Genomic DNA, 19,178 nt, shown 5'->3' with positions numbered 1-19,178 from the left:
TTGTTATTATGCTTTGTTCACCACGGATGACACGAAGTTCAGAAAGCGTTTCAATAGCAATTTTGAGGAGATCAATCTTTGTGTTATTCGTGAACTTCGTGGTTATATCGTAATTAATTATGGCCTGTTTAGTTTAGGATTTGTAAATGGAAACGTTTAGATATCTGCCTGGTGTGACCACATTGACTTTGAATCCCCAAGCCTGTGTGGGTTGCGGTATGTGTGAGATTGTCTGCCCGCATGCCATCTTTTCAATGCACAACAAAAAGGCCCGCATCGATGATCTGGACGCCTGTATGGAATGCGGTGCCTGTGCTAAAAATTGCCCCGCGGACGCCATTGGGGTGTCACCGGGTGTGGGCTGTGCGTCCTATATTATTCAGACCTGGATCAAGGGCAGGAACACCGCTGTGTGCTGCGGCAATTAGAACCTATCTCAAAAATGCATCTAACGCCCAGGGGCATTGTTGTAAACCGATTCAAAATGCTCGAATACTATCGTGTATGCTCCACTTTTGAATCGGTTTACGTCGCGCCCTTGGGCGTGATCTACTGTTTTTGAGATAGGTTCTATGCCACTCACCCAAGACCCTCACTTCGAAAGCCGGTCCCAGAAAGCTTTACCCTGCGCCTGCCGATGGTCACCAGATGGTCGTTCCGCTTTTTTCTCGTTTGCGGCATTGCCTCCGCGCAGTCGCGCGATGCGCTCTTCAAGGGGTGGATGCGTTGAAAACAAGCTCATCATACTTCTGCCTGACAAAGGATTTACGATAAACATATGGGCGGTAGACGGGCTCGCATTCATCGGTCTTTGTTTCGAATACTGGCCCAATTTTTCAAGCGCGCGGGCCAATCCTTCCGGGCTGCCCGCAAAACGCGCGCCGGTCGCATCCGCCAAGTATTCGCGTGATCGCGAGATGGCCATTTGAATAATCATGGCTGCAAACGGCGCCATTATCGACATGGCAATCAGTCCGATGGCGCCGCCTCCCCGATCGCCATCACCGCCCCTTCCGCCAAACAAGGCTGAAAATCGCGCCATATTCGCCAGGACCATAATAGCACCGGCCATGGTGGCCGCAATGCTGCCGATTAAAATATCACGATTTTTGACATGCGCCAATTCATGCGCCAGCACACCCTTGACCTCATCGTGTTCCATTATATTGAGCAAACCCTGGGTAACAGCCACAACGGCATGCTCCGGGTTGCGGCCGGTGGCAAAGGCATTCGGCGTGTCTTTAGGTATGACATAAATCTTAGGCATCGGAAGCTGGGCATTATCGGCCAGCGTCTTGACCATCTCATATACTCCCGGTGCCTGCTCAGGACTGACTTCCTGGGCACGGTACATTTTTAAAACAATTTTATCCGAAAACCAGTAACTGAAAAAATTCATCCCCGCGGCGATCAAAAGCGCAAGGATCATTCCCTGTTGCCCGCCAAAATACTGCCCGATCCAAATGATTAAGGCCGTCATCACAGCCAGGAGGATCGTAGTTCTTATCCGGTTTCCCATCGCTCTTAACTCCTTTCATTCTGCCCATGGATAGCGGCTGTGCATTAAGCACAATCAGTTCGCCTTTATGTCCAGCCTTTGTTGCTGATATCATGTTGAACTTTACTGCCAGAATATAAAGCGGTACTTAAAATTGGCAAGCTCGCGCATCCAATTTTAAAGTGGCGTCTGACGCTCTAGGCCGGATTATTCATAAAAGTCGATTTGCAATAACTAAATGAAATTCAAAAAAATAATTATTCTTTTGTAAAAATACTTGTTGTTTGCCTTAGGTTAATATGCTACACGCAAAGGTATTGCCGAAGAGAGCAATTGCAGGCCGTCATGCCAACAAATATACGTTAATCAAATCCATGATCTGCACCCGGTTAGATGCCCCCCTGACCGAAAATGCGAGATAAACCCAACGCTTTGGTGCTGCATTGACGGATGAAATTAGGTGAGCAGAATGGAGAAATTGAAAACCGCGCAAGACTCGCTGCAGCTCGTGGAGCCATACAGCCAATCCAGCGATTCACAGCGTATCCCATCCGCAAACCCACCCGTCGCTGATTCACAAATCAGTCCAGCCGAAAAAAAAGCACTCTACGCCGTAACGCGCAGACATACGGAAGAAGAGGCTGCGCAAGCCGTCAGAATTCGCAAGGCACAGCTGATCAATAAAATCAACTTCATTAATTTTCAGGACAGAACGCTTCTGGTCAATCTTAAACACCGTTCCTATCATAGTCTTAAAACACTTTTGGCCAGGCCTCAACCATGCATGGGCGATGAGCTGGATTGTTCCTGGGAAGATTCGCAAAACGACTTACAGTCATTGGACGCATATGAATTTCAAAATCTTTTAATCCCAGATGGTCAAAACCTCATCAGCTTGGAACCCGAGCTGATCCGCATGGATAAAAAAGTCATTCGGCTATTGCTACCGGAACATGGTGTTGAAGTCAGTTCACGGAAGATGCAGCGCCATGCCAGCATAGGAATAACGGCGCAACTCATACAAAACAGCTCTATTTTTTCCGGCACACTGGTAGATTTTAATGCCTGTTCTCTTAAGATAAAGCTCAAGGCTGAGCCACCCCAAACTTTTGAGTGGATTAATTCAGAATCTACAATTAGCCTTATCTTATCCGATTCCAAAGAAACGTATTATTCCGGTGAATGCAAAATCATTCGACATGACGCAGATAAAAAAAATCGCGTTTACATATTAAAACCTATCGTCTATGAAATTCAACGCTTCAAGAATAAAGAGTTTCGAAGTAACCGCTACCAATTAACACCTTCACCGAATGTTTTCTTCAGACACCCCTTAACCCATAGACGGTTTGATCTTAAAGTCATCAATTTGTCAGGATCGGGGTTTGCGGTTGAAGAAAGCCACACAAATTCCGTACTTTTGCCGGGTATGATTTTGCCTGAATTGGAGTTAAGTGTTGCCAACAGTTTTAAAATCAAATGTCGCGCTCAGGTCGTTTATCGTAAAAGCATCGACACTGAAGTTGCGGAAAACAAAGTAAAATGCGGTCTGGCGCTGCTCGACATCGATATCCAAGATCACGCCAAACTAATTTCTATTCTGCAACACGCCAAGAATGAAAATTCCTACTTTTGCAATCGTGTCAGCCTTGATGAGCTCTGGAATTTCTTTTTTGAAACAGGGTTTATCTATCCTGACAAGTATGAGCATATTGAAAAAAACAAACATCAGATCAAAGCGACTTACGAAAAACTTTACAATCGCGACTCCAACATTACACGACATTTTATCTACCAGGACAATGGCCGTATCCTGGGGCATATGGCCATGCTTCGCTATTACAATACTACCTGGTTAATTCACCATCATGCCGCCCGCAAATCAGCTCTCAACAAAGCCGGGTTGATCGTCCTCGACCAAATTGGCCGCATGGGCAACAATTCCCACCGACTCAATTCGCTGAACATGGACTATTTGATTTGTTATTACCGCCCTGAAAATAAATTTCCGAGCCGAGTCTTTGGGGGAGCTGCCCAGTCAATTCATGATCCTCAAGGATGCTCAATAGATGCCTTCGCCTACTATCATCATCGGCACGATCTAGCCCGCAAGGCACATCTGCCGGAAACATGGCAGCTTGATGAGATATCAGAGATGGATCTTTTGGAGTTGGAAAATTTTTACCAGCACGTATCCGGAGGGCTGATGCTGGATGCCACCGATTTGAAACCCGACTGCCTTAACATTGATGCACTTTCTAAAGAATACAATCGTATGGGCTTAAATCGCAACCGTCACCTCTTCGCAGTGCGGCAGCAAGAGCAGTTAAAAGCGGTGGTTATGGTGAATTTAACCAACCTTGGCCTCAATCTGTCTGATTTAACCAATTGCATCAAAGTTTTTGTTATCGACTCGAAAGCATTTTCGCCAAAAATCTTAAACACCACCCTCGACACCCTGGCCATAAAATTTGAAAAATCAGACATGCCCGCACTTTTATATCCTGCCGCCTATGCCGATGAAAAGGGCATTGCCTACGAAAAGCACTATAATTTATGGGCATTCAGCCTGCAGTTCTCGGATCAGTATTTCAAGTATATCAATCGGCTGCTGCGATTCTTTTAGGATCAATCTCAGGAAACAGGCTTACGCCCGCAGCAGGAAATAAGGGGGGTGTAGGTAAATCTTCTGAAATCACTGAAAAATTCGACAAATTCTTTAAAAAAGCCGTCGAAACCATCTTCATAGGCATCAAACTCAATCCCCGAATGCTTCCCAATGGTTTCCACTTTTTTGGTAAAGTTAAAATTATCGACGTCTTTTAATTCACCGAAAATGAGGTTATGGGGTGTGACCTTAACGTCAATATCCCGGTAGCCTGTGTCATAAAGGTATGAATACAATTTAATTCCGGCATACGGATCGAAGTTAAACTCATTTTGGATAATATCCATAATGGCATTTAAATACTTTTCCAGTCGACTGGTGTGACCGAAATACCGCATACAGTTGCAGTCCAGATCGATCAGGCATAGAATTCCGCCCGGTTTTAAAATCTTTGAGATATTTTTGACAATATCCGGGCTTTCCTGACGATAGTATTCAAGCACAAACCGTACCCAGACAAAATCGAACATCCCCAGATCAGCCAGCGGTTGGCGTATATCGGTACATATATACTCAATGGTTTCATGGGCATAATGGTCTTTGGCATATTGCAGTCTCTGCGGCGACAGGTCCACCCCAACAGCTGAACCATTCGGTTCTACGAGCTTGTTCAGGTAAAAAGTGGTTTTCCCTGACCCGCAGCCCAAATCAGCAACGCGCATCCCCGGTTTGATACCCGCCCAGAGCGCTTGTTTTTCAACCGCCACAGGATCTGTTTTCATATCAAGACGAACAGATTCTTCAGCACTTTCCATTAAATAATTACGCTGCTTCATTATTTAGATTCCTCAACCTCCCAAATTATCATTGACCGAAGTCGCAAAAGGGCCTTTGTTTTACAAAAATGCTATATTGATGACAAAAGTAAAAAAAGTCAACAGATCCGGCAACAATACCTCATTTTTCGGTTAAAAAGCGATCTTGCCGAATGCCTTATGCAGTGGGCACCAACCATGGGCGGCGGCCCTTAAAGGGGTAGTTCTCGCCTGCCGCCGGAATGATGCTAACGGGGCGATTCCATCGGAAATAGAGCTGCCACCCAGTTAAATGCCCCAGACTTTGGGGATTTACCCCTTTTTCGGCATCGGAAGGCGCACCTTTCGGCTATCCGCCCTATTGAAATTAAGAAATATCTTAAAGTGTTAACGCATTCATGCCGTTTTCAGAACAATTGGCACAATAAATGAAAAGTTAATAGGGTGAAGGCGCCCCGGGAAGAGTGAACCATCGCAGAAAGAAGATTAGGATGGGCACGTCTGACTTCTTCTTAGACCCCTTTTGTTGACACCGCCACATACGGTGAGTAGATTTACACAAAAATGAATTGTTGCGTATAATCTAAGGAGGAAGATAATGAACAAAGCGATCAAGTGGGGATTGATCATATGTGTCGGGCTGGTTGTGCTGGTTGTTGCCACGTTACTAATAGCGCCGGCTTTTATCGACATTAAGGACTATAAACCCGAAATAGAAAAGCTTGTCGCCGAGAAGACCGGCAGGCCGTTTAGCATGGGAGATGATCTGAGCCTGTCGCTTTTTCCGTGGGCCGGTGTCTCTTTTTCCGAGGCCAAACTGGGAAATTTGGCCGGATTTGCTGAAAAAGAGTTTGTTTCGGTCAAGTCCTTTGAGGTCAGGGTCAAGCTGTTGCCTCTGCTGTCCAAAGACATTCAAGTCAAGCGCTTTGTCTTAAACGAACCTTTCATTACCTTAGTGAAAAACAAGGACGGGCGCGGTAACTGGGCTCAGATGGAGGGGACCAAGGATAAAACAACAACCGAAAAGAAAAAAGAACCCGAACCGTCGAGCGCCGGTCTGCCCATCAAAGACCTGACCGTTGGTGAGTTTTTATTGAAAAATGGTTCGATCATCTGGATTGACCACTCAACCCAGAGCCGCAAGGAAATAACAGCCGTTAATTTAAATTTAAAAGATGTCTCCCTGGACCGGCCGATCAAACTGTCTTTTGCAGCACAACTCGATAAACAACCCATATCAATGGTAGGCGCTTTAGGACCCGTCGGCAAAGACTTCAAGCAAGCCACCATCCCCGTGGATCTGGATATCAATGCCCTGAAGGAGCTTGTCCTGCAGCTAAAAGGCAGCGTCATGAATCCGGGGTCAACACCTGGATTCGATCTGGCCGTTGAGATGAAGCCGTTTTCCCCGCGCAAGCTGGTCGCCGCCCTGGATCAACCATTTCCGGTGGCCACTTCAGATCCCAAAGCTTTGGACAGTGTGGCGCTAAAAGCGAATCTCAAAGGAGACGCCAACCGGGTTTCGGTATCCAATGGGGTTTTGAATCTAGACGAATCAACGCTTAATTTTTCGCTCAAGGCCTCCGATTTTTCGAGACCCAATCTGGCATTTGATATGAATTTAGACCAGATCAATCTGGATCGCTATCTGCCGCCAAAATCCGAACAACCCGCTCCCGCTGAAAAAACAGCTGCCAAAAAAGCCACCGATTATGAGCCCCTGCGCAAAATGATTTTGGACGGGCGTCTTAAAATCGGTCAGTTGGTGGCCAGCAAAGCCAAAATCAGCGACCTGCTGGTTCAGATCAAGGCCAAAAACGGTATTTTCAATCTTGATCCGCTGCAATTGACTATGTATCAGGGCAACGTCAACGGCAAAGGCAATTTCAATGTGCAGACCCAAACACCCAAAAGCAACATGAGCCTGAATGTGGCCGGCGTTCAGGTTGGCCCTTTGCTGCGCGATGTTGTGGAAAAAGATATTCTTGAAGGCGTCACAAATGCGCAACTCAACCTGGCCATGACCGGCGATAATCCGGATAAGATAAAGCAGACCCTCAACGGTAAGGGTCAGCTGCAATTTAACGACGGTGCCATCGTCGGTATCGATCTGGCCGGAATGGTTCGCAATGCCAAAGCCGCATTTGGCCTGGCCCAAAAACCTTCCGAGCGACCGCGCACCGATTTTGCAGAACTCAGTGCGCCCTTCACCATTACCAATGGGCTGTTCAACACCCCGCAAACCAGTCTGAAGTCACCGCTGATTAGGGTTCTGGCAGCCGGTGATGCCAACCTGGTCACAGAAACGCTGGACTTCCGGGTGGAGCCCAAAGTGGTCGGCACAATCAAAGGACAGGGGGATGTATCGGATCGCAGCGGACTGATGGTTCCGGTCATCGTATCCGGAACATTTTCCGATCCCAAGTTTGCACCGGACCTTGCCGGCGTCGCCAAAAAGCAGTTGCAGGGTGTGTTAGAGGGGACCGAAAAACCCGAAGAATTGATGGATAAAGAGAAGCTTGAAGAAAAAGGCAAAGGACTTTTGAAAGGAATACTCAATCAATGAGACAAACCCTCAGACCAGGCAGCACCTTGATCATCGCTGTGGTACTGTCATTTATTTTGACCGGCTGTGCCGGCGTGGGTAAGCGCATGGAACAGCCGCGAGTCAAACTCGCCAATATTCGTCCGGAGTCGTTTAACTTCCTTGAAACCGTCTTTGAGGTACAGCTGCGCGTATTCAACACCAATGATACACCCTTAATCATCAAAGGCATCGAAAGTGAAATTGAAATTAACGGCAAAGATTTTGCCTTCGGGGTTTCAGAATCCGATGTTCAGATCCCGGCTTATGGCACTGAGCTTTTGACGCTACGCGTATATTCATCGGTCATTGACATCATTAAAAGTGCTGTGGGCATGCAAAAACAGGAACAATTGCAATATCGAATTAAGGGCAAGCTGCGCCTGGGAGCAGGCGCTTTTCCCGGAGTCCTGCCTTTTGAGTCCGAAGGCCAGATCTCCCTACCGGACATCCCCGAATTAATGGAGCGCCGTCAGCTTACTGAATAATCGCCGCCCAAAAATGTTTAACTTTCTATAATGTAATCAATTAGATCCCAAATAAACAAAATCCCAAAATTCAAGCATCAAATATCGACTCGGTCTGAGCCCTTCGGCCGTGAGCTACATTCGGTCTGAACGTTCGACCGAGCTCACGTTAAAGTCTCATGTCGAAGGCAGGGCCGAACGGCTCGTCGCAGGCCAAACAAATTCCAAATCTCAAATTTCAATGACCCCAACAGTTGTGATTTTGAATTTGGGTGTTTGGATTTTCTTCAATTCCGTAACCTGACCGGTCTTGTGAAAACAATCTGAATTTTGTAAAATATAAATGGCACCTGAGGCTCAAAACGGATTCAAACCCGTTTGTTTGAGTAGCGCCAAACTTTAGCTGATTGGGCTGAAGCGATAAAAAAAGCCACCTGGACGGCTCTGACTGAAGGATAAAATGACTGCCAATAGCAAAAGCACCCCCATTACCAGCCGCATCTGGACCTGGTTTACAAGGGACTTTTTAGGCATTTTTCGCGAAATGCGCTGGAGTTATCTGCCGCCGCTGATGGTCTATCTGGCAGCCGGTATTTCGGCATTTACCGGCATTATCGAATCATTTTTTGTCAAAGAGCAGTTGGGATTATCGGCTGCCTTTCTGGCCGGTCTGGCCTTTTGGGCCGGCCTGCCCTGGGCCTTAAAGATGCCGCTGGGACACCTGGTGGATCTGTTCTGGCGCCGCAAAGCCGCCTTTGTTTATTTCGGGGCCACCTTGATGGCGCTTAGCTTGCTGATCATGGTGGGCTTGACCGGTCATACTCAGTGGATGGCATCATTTTTACCGGTTGATACCTGGTATATCATTTCGGTGCTGCTCTCCCCGGTGGGGTTTGTTCTGCAGGATGTTGTGGCCGACGCCATGACCGTTGAAGCCGTGCCGACCGTCGATGACACCGGCACCCGCATAGCGGATGATAAACTGCAGCGCATGCATGTCACCATGCAGACCCTGGGACGCATCGCCATTATCGGCGGCAGCGCTCTGGTGGCCGGGCTGGGTGGCTGGCTGGCCAGCATCCTCTCCTATGAGATCATGTACAAGTGGTCGCTTATTATCCCCCTAATTTCAGTTATGGGGGTAACCCTGGGCAGCTGGACGACCCGACGTCGCCGCCGTCAGCTGAGGCAAGAAGGATTTTCAGCAGCGGAAATCGATGACATGCTGCAGGCAAACGACAACCGCACAGATCCCAACTGGTATATCCTGGGGGGCAGCGGCGTGTTTGTGATCATGACCCTGCTGCTGGGGTTGTCGGCTCTGCAATTAAAAAAAGAAATCATCTTTGCGGGCTCCCTGGCGATTATCGGCTATCTCATTTTCCAGCTCGTGCAGGAGATGGCGCCGGCTAAGCGTCGTGAAATCATCAGCATTGCGGTGATCATCTTTGTCTTCCGGGCCATGCCCTCATTTGGCCCCGGTGCCCAGTGGTGGCAAATCGATGTGCTGGGTTTTGATGAGGCCTTTTTCGGCACTTTGCGGCAGATCGCTTCATTGCTGGCCATCGCCGGTATGTTTGCCCTGCGCAGCTGGATGGGGCGCCATCCGGTGCCCTATCTGGTGGTATTTTTAGCGGTCTACCAGACCATTATGATCCTTCCGTTTATCGGCATGTATTTTGGTTTGCATGAGTGGACCGAAGCCCATTTTGGCTTTGGCGCGCGCACCATTGCCATCATCGACACTATGGCCGATTCGCCCATGGGCCAGGTGGCCATGATCCCCATGCTGGCCTGGATTGCCAAGGAAGCACCCCGTGATAAAAAAGCCACCTATTTTGCCGTTATGGCGGCCTTCACCAATCTGGCCCTTTCGGCCAGCCAGCTTGGCACCAATTATTTGAATAAAATCTTTATCATCCCGCGCGGTCAGTACGATGAGCTGGGCACCTTAATGATAACGGTCAGCGTCATGGCGCTTATTCTGCCAATTATCACCGTTCTGATCTTCAACAACCCGTTCCGCCGGCAAAGTTCGCCGACCAAAGCTGCTGCTGAAATTGAAGCCCCATCTGCTAATTCCGCCGCCAAGACCTGAACCGTCTGCGAATAACGATTTTTTATTTGCTTCATCTCCGCTGTCGATGGTAGTTTCTAACCATACCTGAATCGGTCCAAACAGCTTTTGAGGCCTGATATGAAGCTAGGCATAATTGGCCTGCCGCGTGCAGGCAAATCAACCGTATTTGATGCCTTGACCCAAAATACTACCGGCCCCGAACAAAAGGGGCGGGATCGGATTGCCACAGTCCGGGTGCCGGATGACCGCGTCGATGCACTGAGCCGGATGGTCAAGCCGCAAAAAATTATCTACGTCCAGGTGGAATATTTTTTGCCGGGCCTTAAAAAAAACAGCACTGCAGACCCATCACTGTGGACAGCCGTCAGGGATTGCGACGCGCTGTTGCATGTCATTCGCAACCATGCGGTTTACGGAATTGAGGATCCGTCCCCTGCCCAGGATTTTAACAGACTCGACCAGGAACTCATCTTGGCGGATCTGCTGGTGACAGAAAAACGCCTGGAGCGCATTCAACTAGACCACCAGCGCGGCAAAAAAATGGACCCGGAAGAATACGACCTGCTGACGGCCTGTCGTGACTGTCTGGAAAAAGAAACGCCGTTGAGACACAAACCGGAGCTGGCATCCGCCCACCGCCTCAGAGGGTTTACCTTCTTAAGTGCCAAGCCCACCTTAATTCTTTTCAATAATGAAGATGATGATGATCGTCCCCCGGATGTAGGGCGTCTGGTTGCGGCGGAAGACTGCCTGGTGATCAGGGGTAAACTCGAGCAGGAGCTAGCCCAGATGGCTCCGGATGAGGCTGCTGAATTTCTGGCCGAGTTTAATATCTCGGCATCGGCCATGGACCGCGTGATCCGACGATCGTATGCGCTTTTGGATTTGATTTCCTTTTTTACCATCATCAGCAATGAGGTTCGCGCCTGGACCACTAAAAAAGGCACCCAGGCCCTGGAAGCTGCCGGTCATATTCACAGCGACATGCAAAAGGGCTTTATCCGCGCCGAGGTGATCGACTTTGAGAATCTGATGGCAGCCGGCAGCTACAATGAGGCCAAAAAGCAAGGAACCGTCAGATTGGAGGGCAAAACCTACGAAGTAAAGGATGGGGATATCGTTCAATTCCGCTTCAATGTATAGAAGTGGCTTTTAAACCCTCATCTTTTGGCCGATGGCTGTGTTGCTCATCGTTGAAAGCTGCTTGCGTACAATAAGTACGCTGCGCAGTTTTCAACGCCTCACGCCTTGCCCTCGACCAAAATCTAAACGTTTAAAAGCCACTTCACATATTAAAGATATTTTCAAGCGGTTATCTGGAAACATCAGAGGTCATGTTTTTTTCTGGAAGGCGATATGCTATGAGGTTCCAAATACGGCCACAGTGGCCAGATATTTGGGATGAAAGCACGGAAGATTTTTGTTCTTGTATGCGCAACCGCAAATCGCAAATATCAGGCCACCCGGCACGGCACAATTCATATCGCCTGGAAAAAAATGACATGACCGTAACCCATGTGCTTATTTACCTATCGCGTTTAAACGAATAAGGAGAAGAATTTGGCAAAGGATACGGTATTGGACATCATTGCCCAGGGGGCCTGGAACGGCGGCCGGCTGGTTGACAATTCCATTTATGAAAACAAGGACATGTCATTTAAGGGCGGCATACCGGTCAACCATAAAACCATCGAAGAACGCATTGGTGTTAGAACCCGCATTGTGGCGCCACCCAATGAGCGCATTGGTGTCCTGGCATTTGAGGAGCTGCTGCAAACATCGGATATCGACCCGGCGCGCATCAAATTGATCATCGGGGCCACCAATATAGGTGAAGACAAAAATGATCCGGGACCGGTGGTTCGCCACCCCTTTGAACTGGTGCAAAACAGTTGCCCCGATGCCATGGTGTTCGATCTATATGCGGGCTGCCCGGGCTTTAATGTGTCTGTTGAGCTGGTGTTTATGATGTCGCTGGCCGGCATGCTTCAGGCCGGAGATCTTTCCGTTATTGTCGGTGCCGAAAACGTGCATCGCGCTGAAGTCTTCCCCCCAGACGACACCGCCAATATTATCTTCGGAGATGATGCCGTGGCCACCGTTCTTGAAACCAGGGCGCAGGTTCCAGAAACCGCTGGCGTTGATCTGACGGCGACCGTAGCGTTTGAATCCGGGAAAAATCTCGCACGCAGCATCGCCAGTGAGCTGTTAAAAATAAAAGGCCCGCATCGATTAGGCGGCATCATTGTTGATAATCAACTGGGTAGGCTCGAGCACCGGGTGCCGGCACTGGCCACCAGAGTCCAGCACCACCTTGTTGAACAATCTTATCCAGCCGAGACAGATAGAGGAACCTTTAACCGCTTTCGCAATGCCTTGGCATTTTATAATCAACACGTCAACGCCTTTGCATTTGATGTGATGACGGTTGACCGTCAACCAGATCATCTGTTGAAGATCGCAAACGCATATGCAGCTGTTGGCAAATACAAAACCATCGCCTCGGTTTATCTTGCCGGTGATGGACGTGTCGAGCTTCGCTTGCACCGAGGGCAAAGACATTTCGACCACAGACCCCAATGGGGCATTGTTGACACCTTTACTCAAAGCCATGGATGTTTTGCCCCTTACATTGAGGTCCGGCCGTCTGGCGACAAAATGGATATGTTCGGACAAATGAACGGTAAAGGCGTCTTTTTGCATGCCACCCGCGGCGCCAAATACCATTTGGCGGCCTTGCTGACACCCAACAGCCTGGACATGGACGACATTGACCTTCTGATTGAACATCAAGCCAATTTTGCCATGATTCCGTTAACTTTAGGGCAGGTGCTGGATAAGCCCAAAGCCGATTTAAAAAATGCGGTTGCGGACGTGATTGCCAACAAGATGGTGACCAATATTCACGAACGCGGAAACTGTTCGGTTGTCTGCATGCAACGACTGCCCTATGATCTTGAGTGCGGTGCGCTGCAACCGGACAAAATTCAGGGGTATGCGATCAATCAAAACCTTGAAAACCTGCAGCGCGCCAAAACCATCCTTTACGACTCCATTGGGGCGGGAATGACCAGAAGTTCCTTTCTGCTAAGGAAGCCATAGGCACGGTCAACATTAAAATGAGCTGAAACGTCCTATTCAACGAGCAGCCGGCTAGGATGATTATATTGGGTGGTGAAAACCTTTTCGACGAATCCTTAGGAACATCATCATATCAATGTGAAAGCAATGCCAGTTAGACGCAACATAACATACCCCATCATTTTTATATCGCTGGTGATATTCATCGCAGCGGGTTTATTTTTTTTGGTCTCATATCTTCTTCCCGGTTTCTTGGAATCCAAACTGATCTCTATGTTGAAAAAGGATGGCGGGATTCCTGAATTCACACTGGACTTTCGGCAGTTGGATCTTGAAGGCGCCGATCTGGGCCCGCTGCGTTTGGGGTCGTCCCGAAATCCGGCTGTCATTGTTCGGTCCGTTCAGGTGGATTATTCAGCCGGAGAACTTTATCGTAAAAAAATTAAAAAAATCGCGGCCAGTGGCGTTGAATTTTACATTGAGCATAAAAACGGGCAATGGGGGCTGCGCGGGTTTGATTTAAAACAATGGTTAAGCCAGTTCAACAGCCCCACGGCAAAGGGCAATGCTGCTCAAATTGATGCCAAATCATTACCGGATCGTATTGAAATCAACAATGGCATGCTCATCTGGGCGACAGACAAGACAACCTACCGCCTGGCATTTGAAATCGATATTGCCCCGCAAAAAGGTGCCGACCACATCTTGGTTGCATCTGTCCGTCTTTATCCGCGTGGACAGCTGTTCACCGCTTTAGCCAACATCGATTTAAAGCAATACCAAATTCAAACCGAATTTAGCGCTTCCGATGTCGAACTGTTGCGATTTGCTGATCTGTTTCAACGCATTGATGGATTGCATGTGTCCGGTGAGACCCGTCTGGCGGCACAGGCCCACATTCGCCTAAAGCCGTTTGAAGTATCATCTTTCAGCGGACGCTTAGAGGGATCCGCAATGGACATTGGGTATAAAGGCTTGCAGTTCAAAGCTTCTTCCAGCGACCCCCATCAGGCCACCACACTCTCCATAGATGTCAAGCGCCACAGCCAGGATGAAATCGATATCAGGTTCTCAAATTTGGACCTGCGCGCACCACTGGCAGCCCGATTGTCAGATTTCGTTGCAAGGTTGCATACCACTGAAACGGGTACGGCGTTTTCAGGACATTTAAATGTGTCATCTGATAAAGCGGATGACCTAACAACGTCCACCCCTGGGCTGTTATTTACACGGGCGGTGAGTTTGCCGCTAATATTTTCCGGCCAAGTGACCAGGGATGACCAATGGCAGCTGAAGTTGATCAGCGGAGACCGCCGATCTGCAGCGCAAAATCAAATGGCATTTCAATACCTTCGACACCGCATATCCTCTCAAATGCCCACTGTGGAACTTAGCGCCGAAGGGTCCGGGCGTCTATTCGATATGCGCTATAAGTTGCAAATTGCCGCTGTTCGCATCGTCTCTGAAAGTGTAAACATTTTCTCTCCCCGTCTCGTCTTAACAGGCGAAACAAATTTGAATGCCGGGCAAAACCGTGGCGGAATTTCAACGTTTAATTTAGATTTGTCAGGCTCTGTTGTGGCTGCCTCATCGGCGACCCTTCGACTAAAGCGCCTGTTTGCGGGCGGCCAACTGGTTCGGGACCGACAGGGTCGACAAAGCATTAGCGGTCGCTTAAAATTTGCCGACACCCGTTTGGAGGCAAACCCGGCAAACATTGTGCTCGAAGGAGCGCAGGGCAGCATTCCATTTAAATTTCCAGCTGCCAATTTAGGTCAAAAAGGGATGATATCCATAAAGCAGTCACGCATTGATCAACTGGATCTGGGATCGGTTCAGGCAGACGTTCAGCAAACGGCGTCCGGGGTAACCTTCAGCGGCAAAATGAGAAATCCGATGCTGCCGGCACTGGTGGTTCAATTTTCGGGCGCCTCGGTTGTTGAAAACGCTGACGGTCTTGAGACCCGGGCCCGTTTTACGATTGCTTATCCACCAACAGCTCCGGAAATCGATTTGGGAAAATTTCTGCCGGCTGCACAAGGCTTTACTTTTAGCGGCAAGCTCCGGGAACAGGGCAATATCGTCATCGGACCTAACGGATGGCAGGCGTCCGCCGAATCAAGTGTGCATAACGGTATATTGCGACACCGCAATAGTAAAATTGTAGTTGCCGGGATTCAGACTGAGCTGTTAATTCAGGATCTGGCCAACGTTCGCAGCGCTCCCGGTCAGAAACTCAAATTCTCCCGCGCATCATTGGGAGATATGAATATCGATAACGGAGAAATCGATTTTCAAATCGAATCAGCCCAGTCGTTTTTGATCGAAAAAAGCCATTTTATTTGGTGTGACGGGAATGTAGACGCACCGGCTATTCGGTTAAAAACCGGGGTCGATGACTACCAGCTTATCTTATATTGCGATCGTTTAGATCTGGCCAAGGTGCTGCAGCAATTCGGGGCGGCCAGTGTGGAGGCTGAAGGCGAGCTAAACGGCCGAATCCCCATTCAAATTACAAACGGACAAATCAGTTTTAAAGACGGGTTTTTGTTTACGACACCCGGTCAACCCGGTAAGATTCGCATGAAAGACACCGAGATCTTAACTGCCGGTATTCCACCGGACACACCGCAATATGTTCAAATGGAACTTGCCAGAAAGGCCCTGGAAGATTATGATTACACTTGGGCTAAACTTAACCTTACCACAGAAGGCGAAGATTTGCTCTTGAACATGCAACTTGACGGAAAACCTGCGCAATCGTTGCCTTTTGTTTATCGAAAAGATATTGGAAGCTTTGCCAAGGTAGAAGCCGGCGTGCAGGGATCGACCTTTCAGGGCATTCGCCTGGATGTCAATTTCAGGCTGCCGCTGAATAAGTTGATGCAGTACCAGGAGCTCATTCAAATGATTCAACAAAGCAGGGAGCCATAAAAAATGACCAAACCGATCTTGATCATACTTGCTGCCATGTTGGTTCTAACAACAGCAGGCTGCACCCAACACAAAGTCGAAGTAGCGCCGGTGGAGGTCAAACCGATTCACATTACCATCGATGTCAATGTGAAGGTTGATCGTGCCCTGGATGATTATTTCGGAGATATCGACGCGGCTGAAGACCAGCTAAAATAGACAGTCGCTGAATAGCCGTCAAATAAAACAGTAACGGTTCAAAGAGAAGACCAAGGAGAGCCTACGTATGAAACAACGGATATCAACAAAAATGATAATAGTGTTACTGGTTGGATTTTTTGTGCTGGGGGTATCGGCGTTCGCAGAAGACATCAAAGCGCGAATGAAAAATCGGCTGCCGGACATCAAAAAGCTCAAATCACAGGGTGTTGTGGGTGAGGACAACGCAGGCTTTCTGCAATTTGTCGGCAACCAAAAAGTAAGTGCCGATGTGGTGGCTGCCGAAAACAAGGACCGTCAAACCGTCTACCAGGCCATCGCCAAACAGCAGGGCACTACCGCCGAACTGGTTGGCAAACGTCGTGCCCTGCAAATTGCCAAAAGAGCCGCACCGGGTGAGTGGGTGCAGGATGCCGGCGGCAATTGGATTCAAAAGTAAAAGGTTTCAGCTGTCCCGCCTTCGTTAAAATAGCTACGGCGTGGCAAGCAGTGTTCAGGTGTCAGGAAGAAAAACCTTAGGCTGAAATAACAAATCCGACAGGGTGACCTGTTGAAGAAATGGTAGCATGAGCTGGAATTTTGAACGCTTTAAATTGATTTAAATATACAACCCAAATCCCCCGTATTCCCACCCGTATTCGATGCCACAATATATTATGGCGACTCACTAACACCAAAAATTTAAGACGGCTTATATTTTTGAATGCAATCTCAATATTTCAATAATATCAGGAGAAGGCACGAAGTCCAAAATTTTGATGAGGTGAACATTTTGTATATTTGTCATTGAGTAATCAGTAGAAGCGATTTCGATAATTATGCAAATATTTGCCCAAATGCCGCCACCAACCCTTTGCAATACGTTTTAAAATATCATTGTGATATCCCTTTTAAACATGTATTTTACCCAAGTTTGTTTTATGGCAAGCTCCGGCCCCGAAATCGCGCCAAAATTCGTTCCGATACTGTGAATATCACAGCCTTATGCGAACCGTGATTGTACCCAATGTAACGCAACCTGTTCATGAAGTAGGAAAACGATGGACTCTTTGACCCAGCTGACATTTGGAGCCGCATGCGGAGAGGCAGTCCTTGGTAAAAAGATCGGGAGGAAGGCCCTTGTGTGGGGTGCAGTTTTGGGAACGTTACCTGATCTGGATGTTTTTATCCCCCTCGGCGGGCCGGTGAATGACTTTGTCTACCATCGAGGATTCAGCCATTCTCTCATTCTCCTGGCCCTTTTATCGCCGATGATAGCCTGGCTGATTACTAAGGTTCATCCTGACACGAAGCGGTATTATCGCCGATGGGTTCTGCTGTGCTTCCTTGTACTGGAAGCCAGTGTGCTTTTGGATCTGCTGACCATCTACGGGACGCAAGTCTTTTGGCCTTTTGACACCACGCCTATGGCAGTCCCGATTCTATTCATCATTGACCCCTTTTTTACTATACCGATATTATTGGGCGTACTGGCAGCGCTGGTGTTAAAAAGATATAGTACCTTAGGGCATCGACTCAATATGGTTGGACTGGTTCTTAGTCTGGCCTACCTGGTTTGGGCATTTAGCGCCGCGGAATTTGTCGAACGCAGGGTGACTGAAAAGCTTGCTCGTCAGGGGGTGTCCTATTCCCAGTTCATATCCTCCCCGGCGCCCTTTAACACTTTGCTATGGCGGGTGGTGGGCATCGACAAAGACCGGTATTTCGAAACCTATTTTTCGCTATTCGATCGGAAAACACCGCTGTTCGTTGATTTTTACCCCAGAAACTTGGCATTGATGGCTGGAATAGAAGAACACCCTCCAATTGCCAAACTGAAAAGGTTCACCAGGGGGTATTATGCCTTTTCACCCATGGGCGAGTATGTAGTCATGACTGATTTGCGCATGGGTTCGGAACCCGATTATGTCTTTCGATTCAAGGTTGCCAGGTTGAACGATTCGCATCCTACCCCAATTGACGATGAACGGCTGAAAACCACCCAGGATTGGCGGCGTCTGGCTTTGGTATGGGCAAGAATTTGGAACTCCACACCGTAACTATGAAAAAGTCTGATCTCCACATAACCTAAAACACTTTACGGGAATATTGGGTACGTCTTTTGATAATTTAGTCACCTGGGAGACTCCAGTTTTTATCCCATATTTTAAGATTGGTTAACGCAATGTGAAAAATAGCTGATTTTTAGATTTCGGCTATGATGCTATTCTTCTGATACTCGTGAAAAACTTTGATTTGGCAATTCTAATCTTTGCTGCATTGATTAATCACTAAAATATGGCAGACACTATATATTGTGACCGCCAATTGTTTATATGCTTGAGGATATCTGGATTTATTCCAAAGCAAAATTTTATTTTAATTTGCTATACCGAGCACAGAAGAATTTGATTCTAATACTCAATGGCAACGCAGCTGGGTGTAGTTGCAAGTAATTTAACAGATACGAAATCGCGGGCTTTGAAGATGAGATTTTTTGCACTGCGGGCAGCGCCCGGGGCGCGTGAAGCGCCTACGATTCTCAAATTCATAGCCGCATACCAGACATGTGGCCGGTGTGATGACGACCTGCTGACCCCTTGACGAGACAGAACGGGCAATATGCGCCAAGTGTTCAGCCACTTCTTTTTCAGCGATTCCCACTTCCGCTGAAATCTCCCGGGCACTCAACTCCTCCTCACATAAGAGCGCGATTATTTTCTGACGTATGGTGGGCATGTTCGTTCAATCATTTTGACTACTACAATCTCATATATATGCTGTCAAAGATTGGGGGTCATGCAACTTTTTTAGTGTTCAGGTGTCAGGTGTCAGGTGTCAGGTGTCAGGGAACATAAGACAGAAATCAGAAAACAATGAAAACATGCGATCGTCATTGCTACTGAGTTGCAAGGATTCAAAACCGGCCACCGT

General features: G+C 48.0%; 14 protein-coding genes. 11 read left to right on the top strand and 3 right to left on the bottom strand.

Features of this window, described 5'->3' with window-relative positions; translation table 11 throughout:
• Window positions 1-146 precede the first annotated feature (146 nt).
• Window positions 147-428: a mercury methylation ferredoxin HgcB gene (hgcB, locus tag QNJ26_05290; GenBank protein ID MDJ0984939.1), complete on the top strand. Its 282-nt coding sequence runs from the start codon at window positions 147-149 to the stop codon at window positions 426-428.
• A 164-nt stretch (window positions 429-592) separates the two neighbouring features.
• Here hgcB and htpX read toward each other — a convergent pair whose 3' ends face one another.
• The gene (gene htpX, locus QNJ26_05285; protein MDJ0984938.1) at window positions 593-1,519 is read right to left on the bottom strand and encodes a zinc metalloprotease HtpX; all 927 of its coding nucleotides are present in this window, start codon (window positions 1,517-1,519) and stop codon (window positions 593-595) included.
• A gap of 448 nt (window positions 1,520-1,967) precedes the next feature.
• Here htpX and QNJ26_05280 point away from each other — a divergent pair, with 448 nt between their 5' ends.
• Window positions 1,968-4,124: a hypothetical protein gene (locus tag QNJ26_05280; protein ID MDJ0984937.1), complete on the top strand. Its 2,157-nt coding sequence runs from the start codon at window positions 1,968-1,970 to the stop codon at window positions 4,122-4,124.
• 8 nt (window positions 4,125-4,132) lie between these two features.
• Here the strand turns inward: QNJ26_05280 and QNJ26_05275 are convergent, their stop codons facing one another.
• Window positions 4,133-4,942 carry a methyltransferase domain-containing protein gene (locus QNJ26_05275; protein ID MDJ0984936.1) on the bottom strand — a complete coding sequence of 270 codons (810 nt, stop codon included), beginning with the start codon at window positions 4,940-4,942 and terminating at the stop codon, window positions 4,133-4,135.
• Window positions 4,943-5,519: 577 nt separating this feature from the next.
• On the opposite strand from QNJ26_05275, the gene QNJ26_05270 reads away from it, so the two are divergent.
• From QNJ26_05270 to QNJ26_05230, 9 genes are all read left to right on the top strand, one after another.
• Entirely contained in the window at window positions 5,520-7,487 is a 1,968-nt protein-coding gene (locus QNJ26_05270) for an AsmA family protein (GenBank protein MDJ0984935.1), read from the top strand.
• A complete protein-coding gene (locus QNJ26_05265) occupies window positions 7,484-7,993 on the top strand; it encodes an LEA type 2 family protein (protein MDJ0984934.1) in 510 nt (169 codons plus the stop codon). The genes QNJ26_05270 and QNJ26_05265 overlap by 4 nt, the downstream gene beginning before the upstream one ends.
• Window positions 7,994-8,432: 439 nt before the next feature.
• Window positions 8,433-10,070, top strand: coding sequence for a hypothetical protein (locus QNJ26_05260; GenBank protein MDJ0984933.1), 1,638 nt, complete (start codon window positions 8,433-8,435; stop codon window positions 10,068-10,070).
• A gap of 99 nt (window positions 10,071-10,169) precedes the next feature.
• Window positions 10,170-11,195: a DUF933 domain-containing protein gene (locus QNJ26_05255; GenBank protein MDJ0984932.1), complete on the top strand. Its 1,026-nt coding sequence runs from the start codon at window positions 10,170-10,172 to the stop codon at window positions 11,193-11,195.
• 417 nt (window positions 11,196-11,612) lie between these two features.
• On the top strand, window positions 11,613-13,154 hold the full coding sequence (locus QNJ26_05250) for a hypothetical protein (protein ID MDJ0984931.1): 1,542 nt from the start codon (window positions 11,613-11,615) through the stop codon (window positions 13,152-13,154).
• A 252-nt stretch (window positions 13,155-13,406) separates the two neighbouring features.
• Entirely contained in the window at window positions 13,407-16,067 is a 2,661-nt protein-coding gene (locus tag QNJ26_05245; protein ID MDJ0984930.1) for a YdbH domain-containing protein, read from the top strand.
• Between the two features lie 3 nt (window positions 16,068-16,070).
• Window positions 16,071-16,265, top strand: coding sequence for a YnbE family lipoprotein (locus QNJ26_05240; GenBank protein MDJ0984929.1), 195 nt, complete (start codon window positions 16,071-16,073; stop codon window positions 16,263-16,265).
• Window positions 16,266-16,332: 67 nt separating this feature from the next.
• Entirely contained in the window at window positions 16,333-16,704 is a 372-nt protein-coding gene (locus QNJ26_05235; protein MDJ0984928.1) for a YdbL family protein, read from the top strand.
• Window positions 16,705-17,305: 601 nt separating this feature from the next.
• A complete protein-coding gene (locus QNJ26_05230; GenBank protein ID MDJ0984927.1) occupies window positions 17,306-18,304 on the top strand; it encodes a metal-dependent hydrolase in 999 nt (332 codons plus the stop codon).
• 397 nt (window positions 18,305-18,701) lie between these two features.
• Here QNJ26_05230 and QNJ26_05225 read toward each other — a convergent pair whose 3' ends face one another.
• Window positions 18,702-18,983, bottom strand: coding sequence for an ArsR family transcriptional regulator (locus QNJ26_05225; protein MDJ0984926.1), 282 nt, complete (start codon window positions 18,981-18,983; stop codon window positions 18,702-18,704).
• Window positions 18,984-19,178: the final 195 nt, after the last annotated feature.

It is taken from the genome of Desulfobacterales bacterium, from assembly GCA_030066985.1.
Classification (GTDB): domain Bacteria; phylum Desulfobacterota; class Desulfobacteria; order Desulfobacterales; family JAHEIW01; genus JAHEIW01.
Note: the sequence above shows the minus strand (reverse complement) of the source record. Positions and strands in the feature narration are given on the sequence as shown.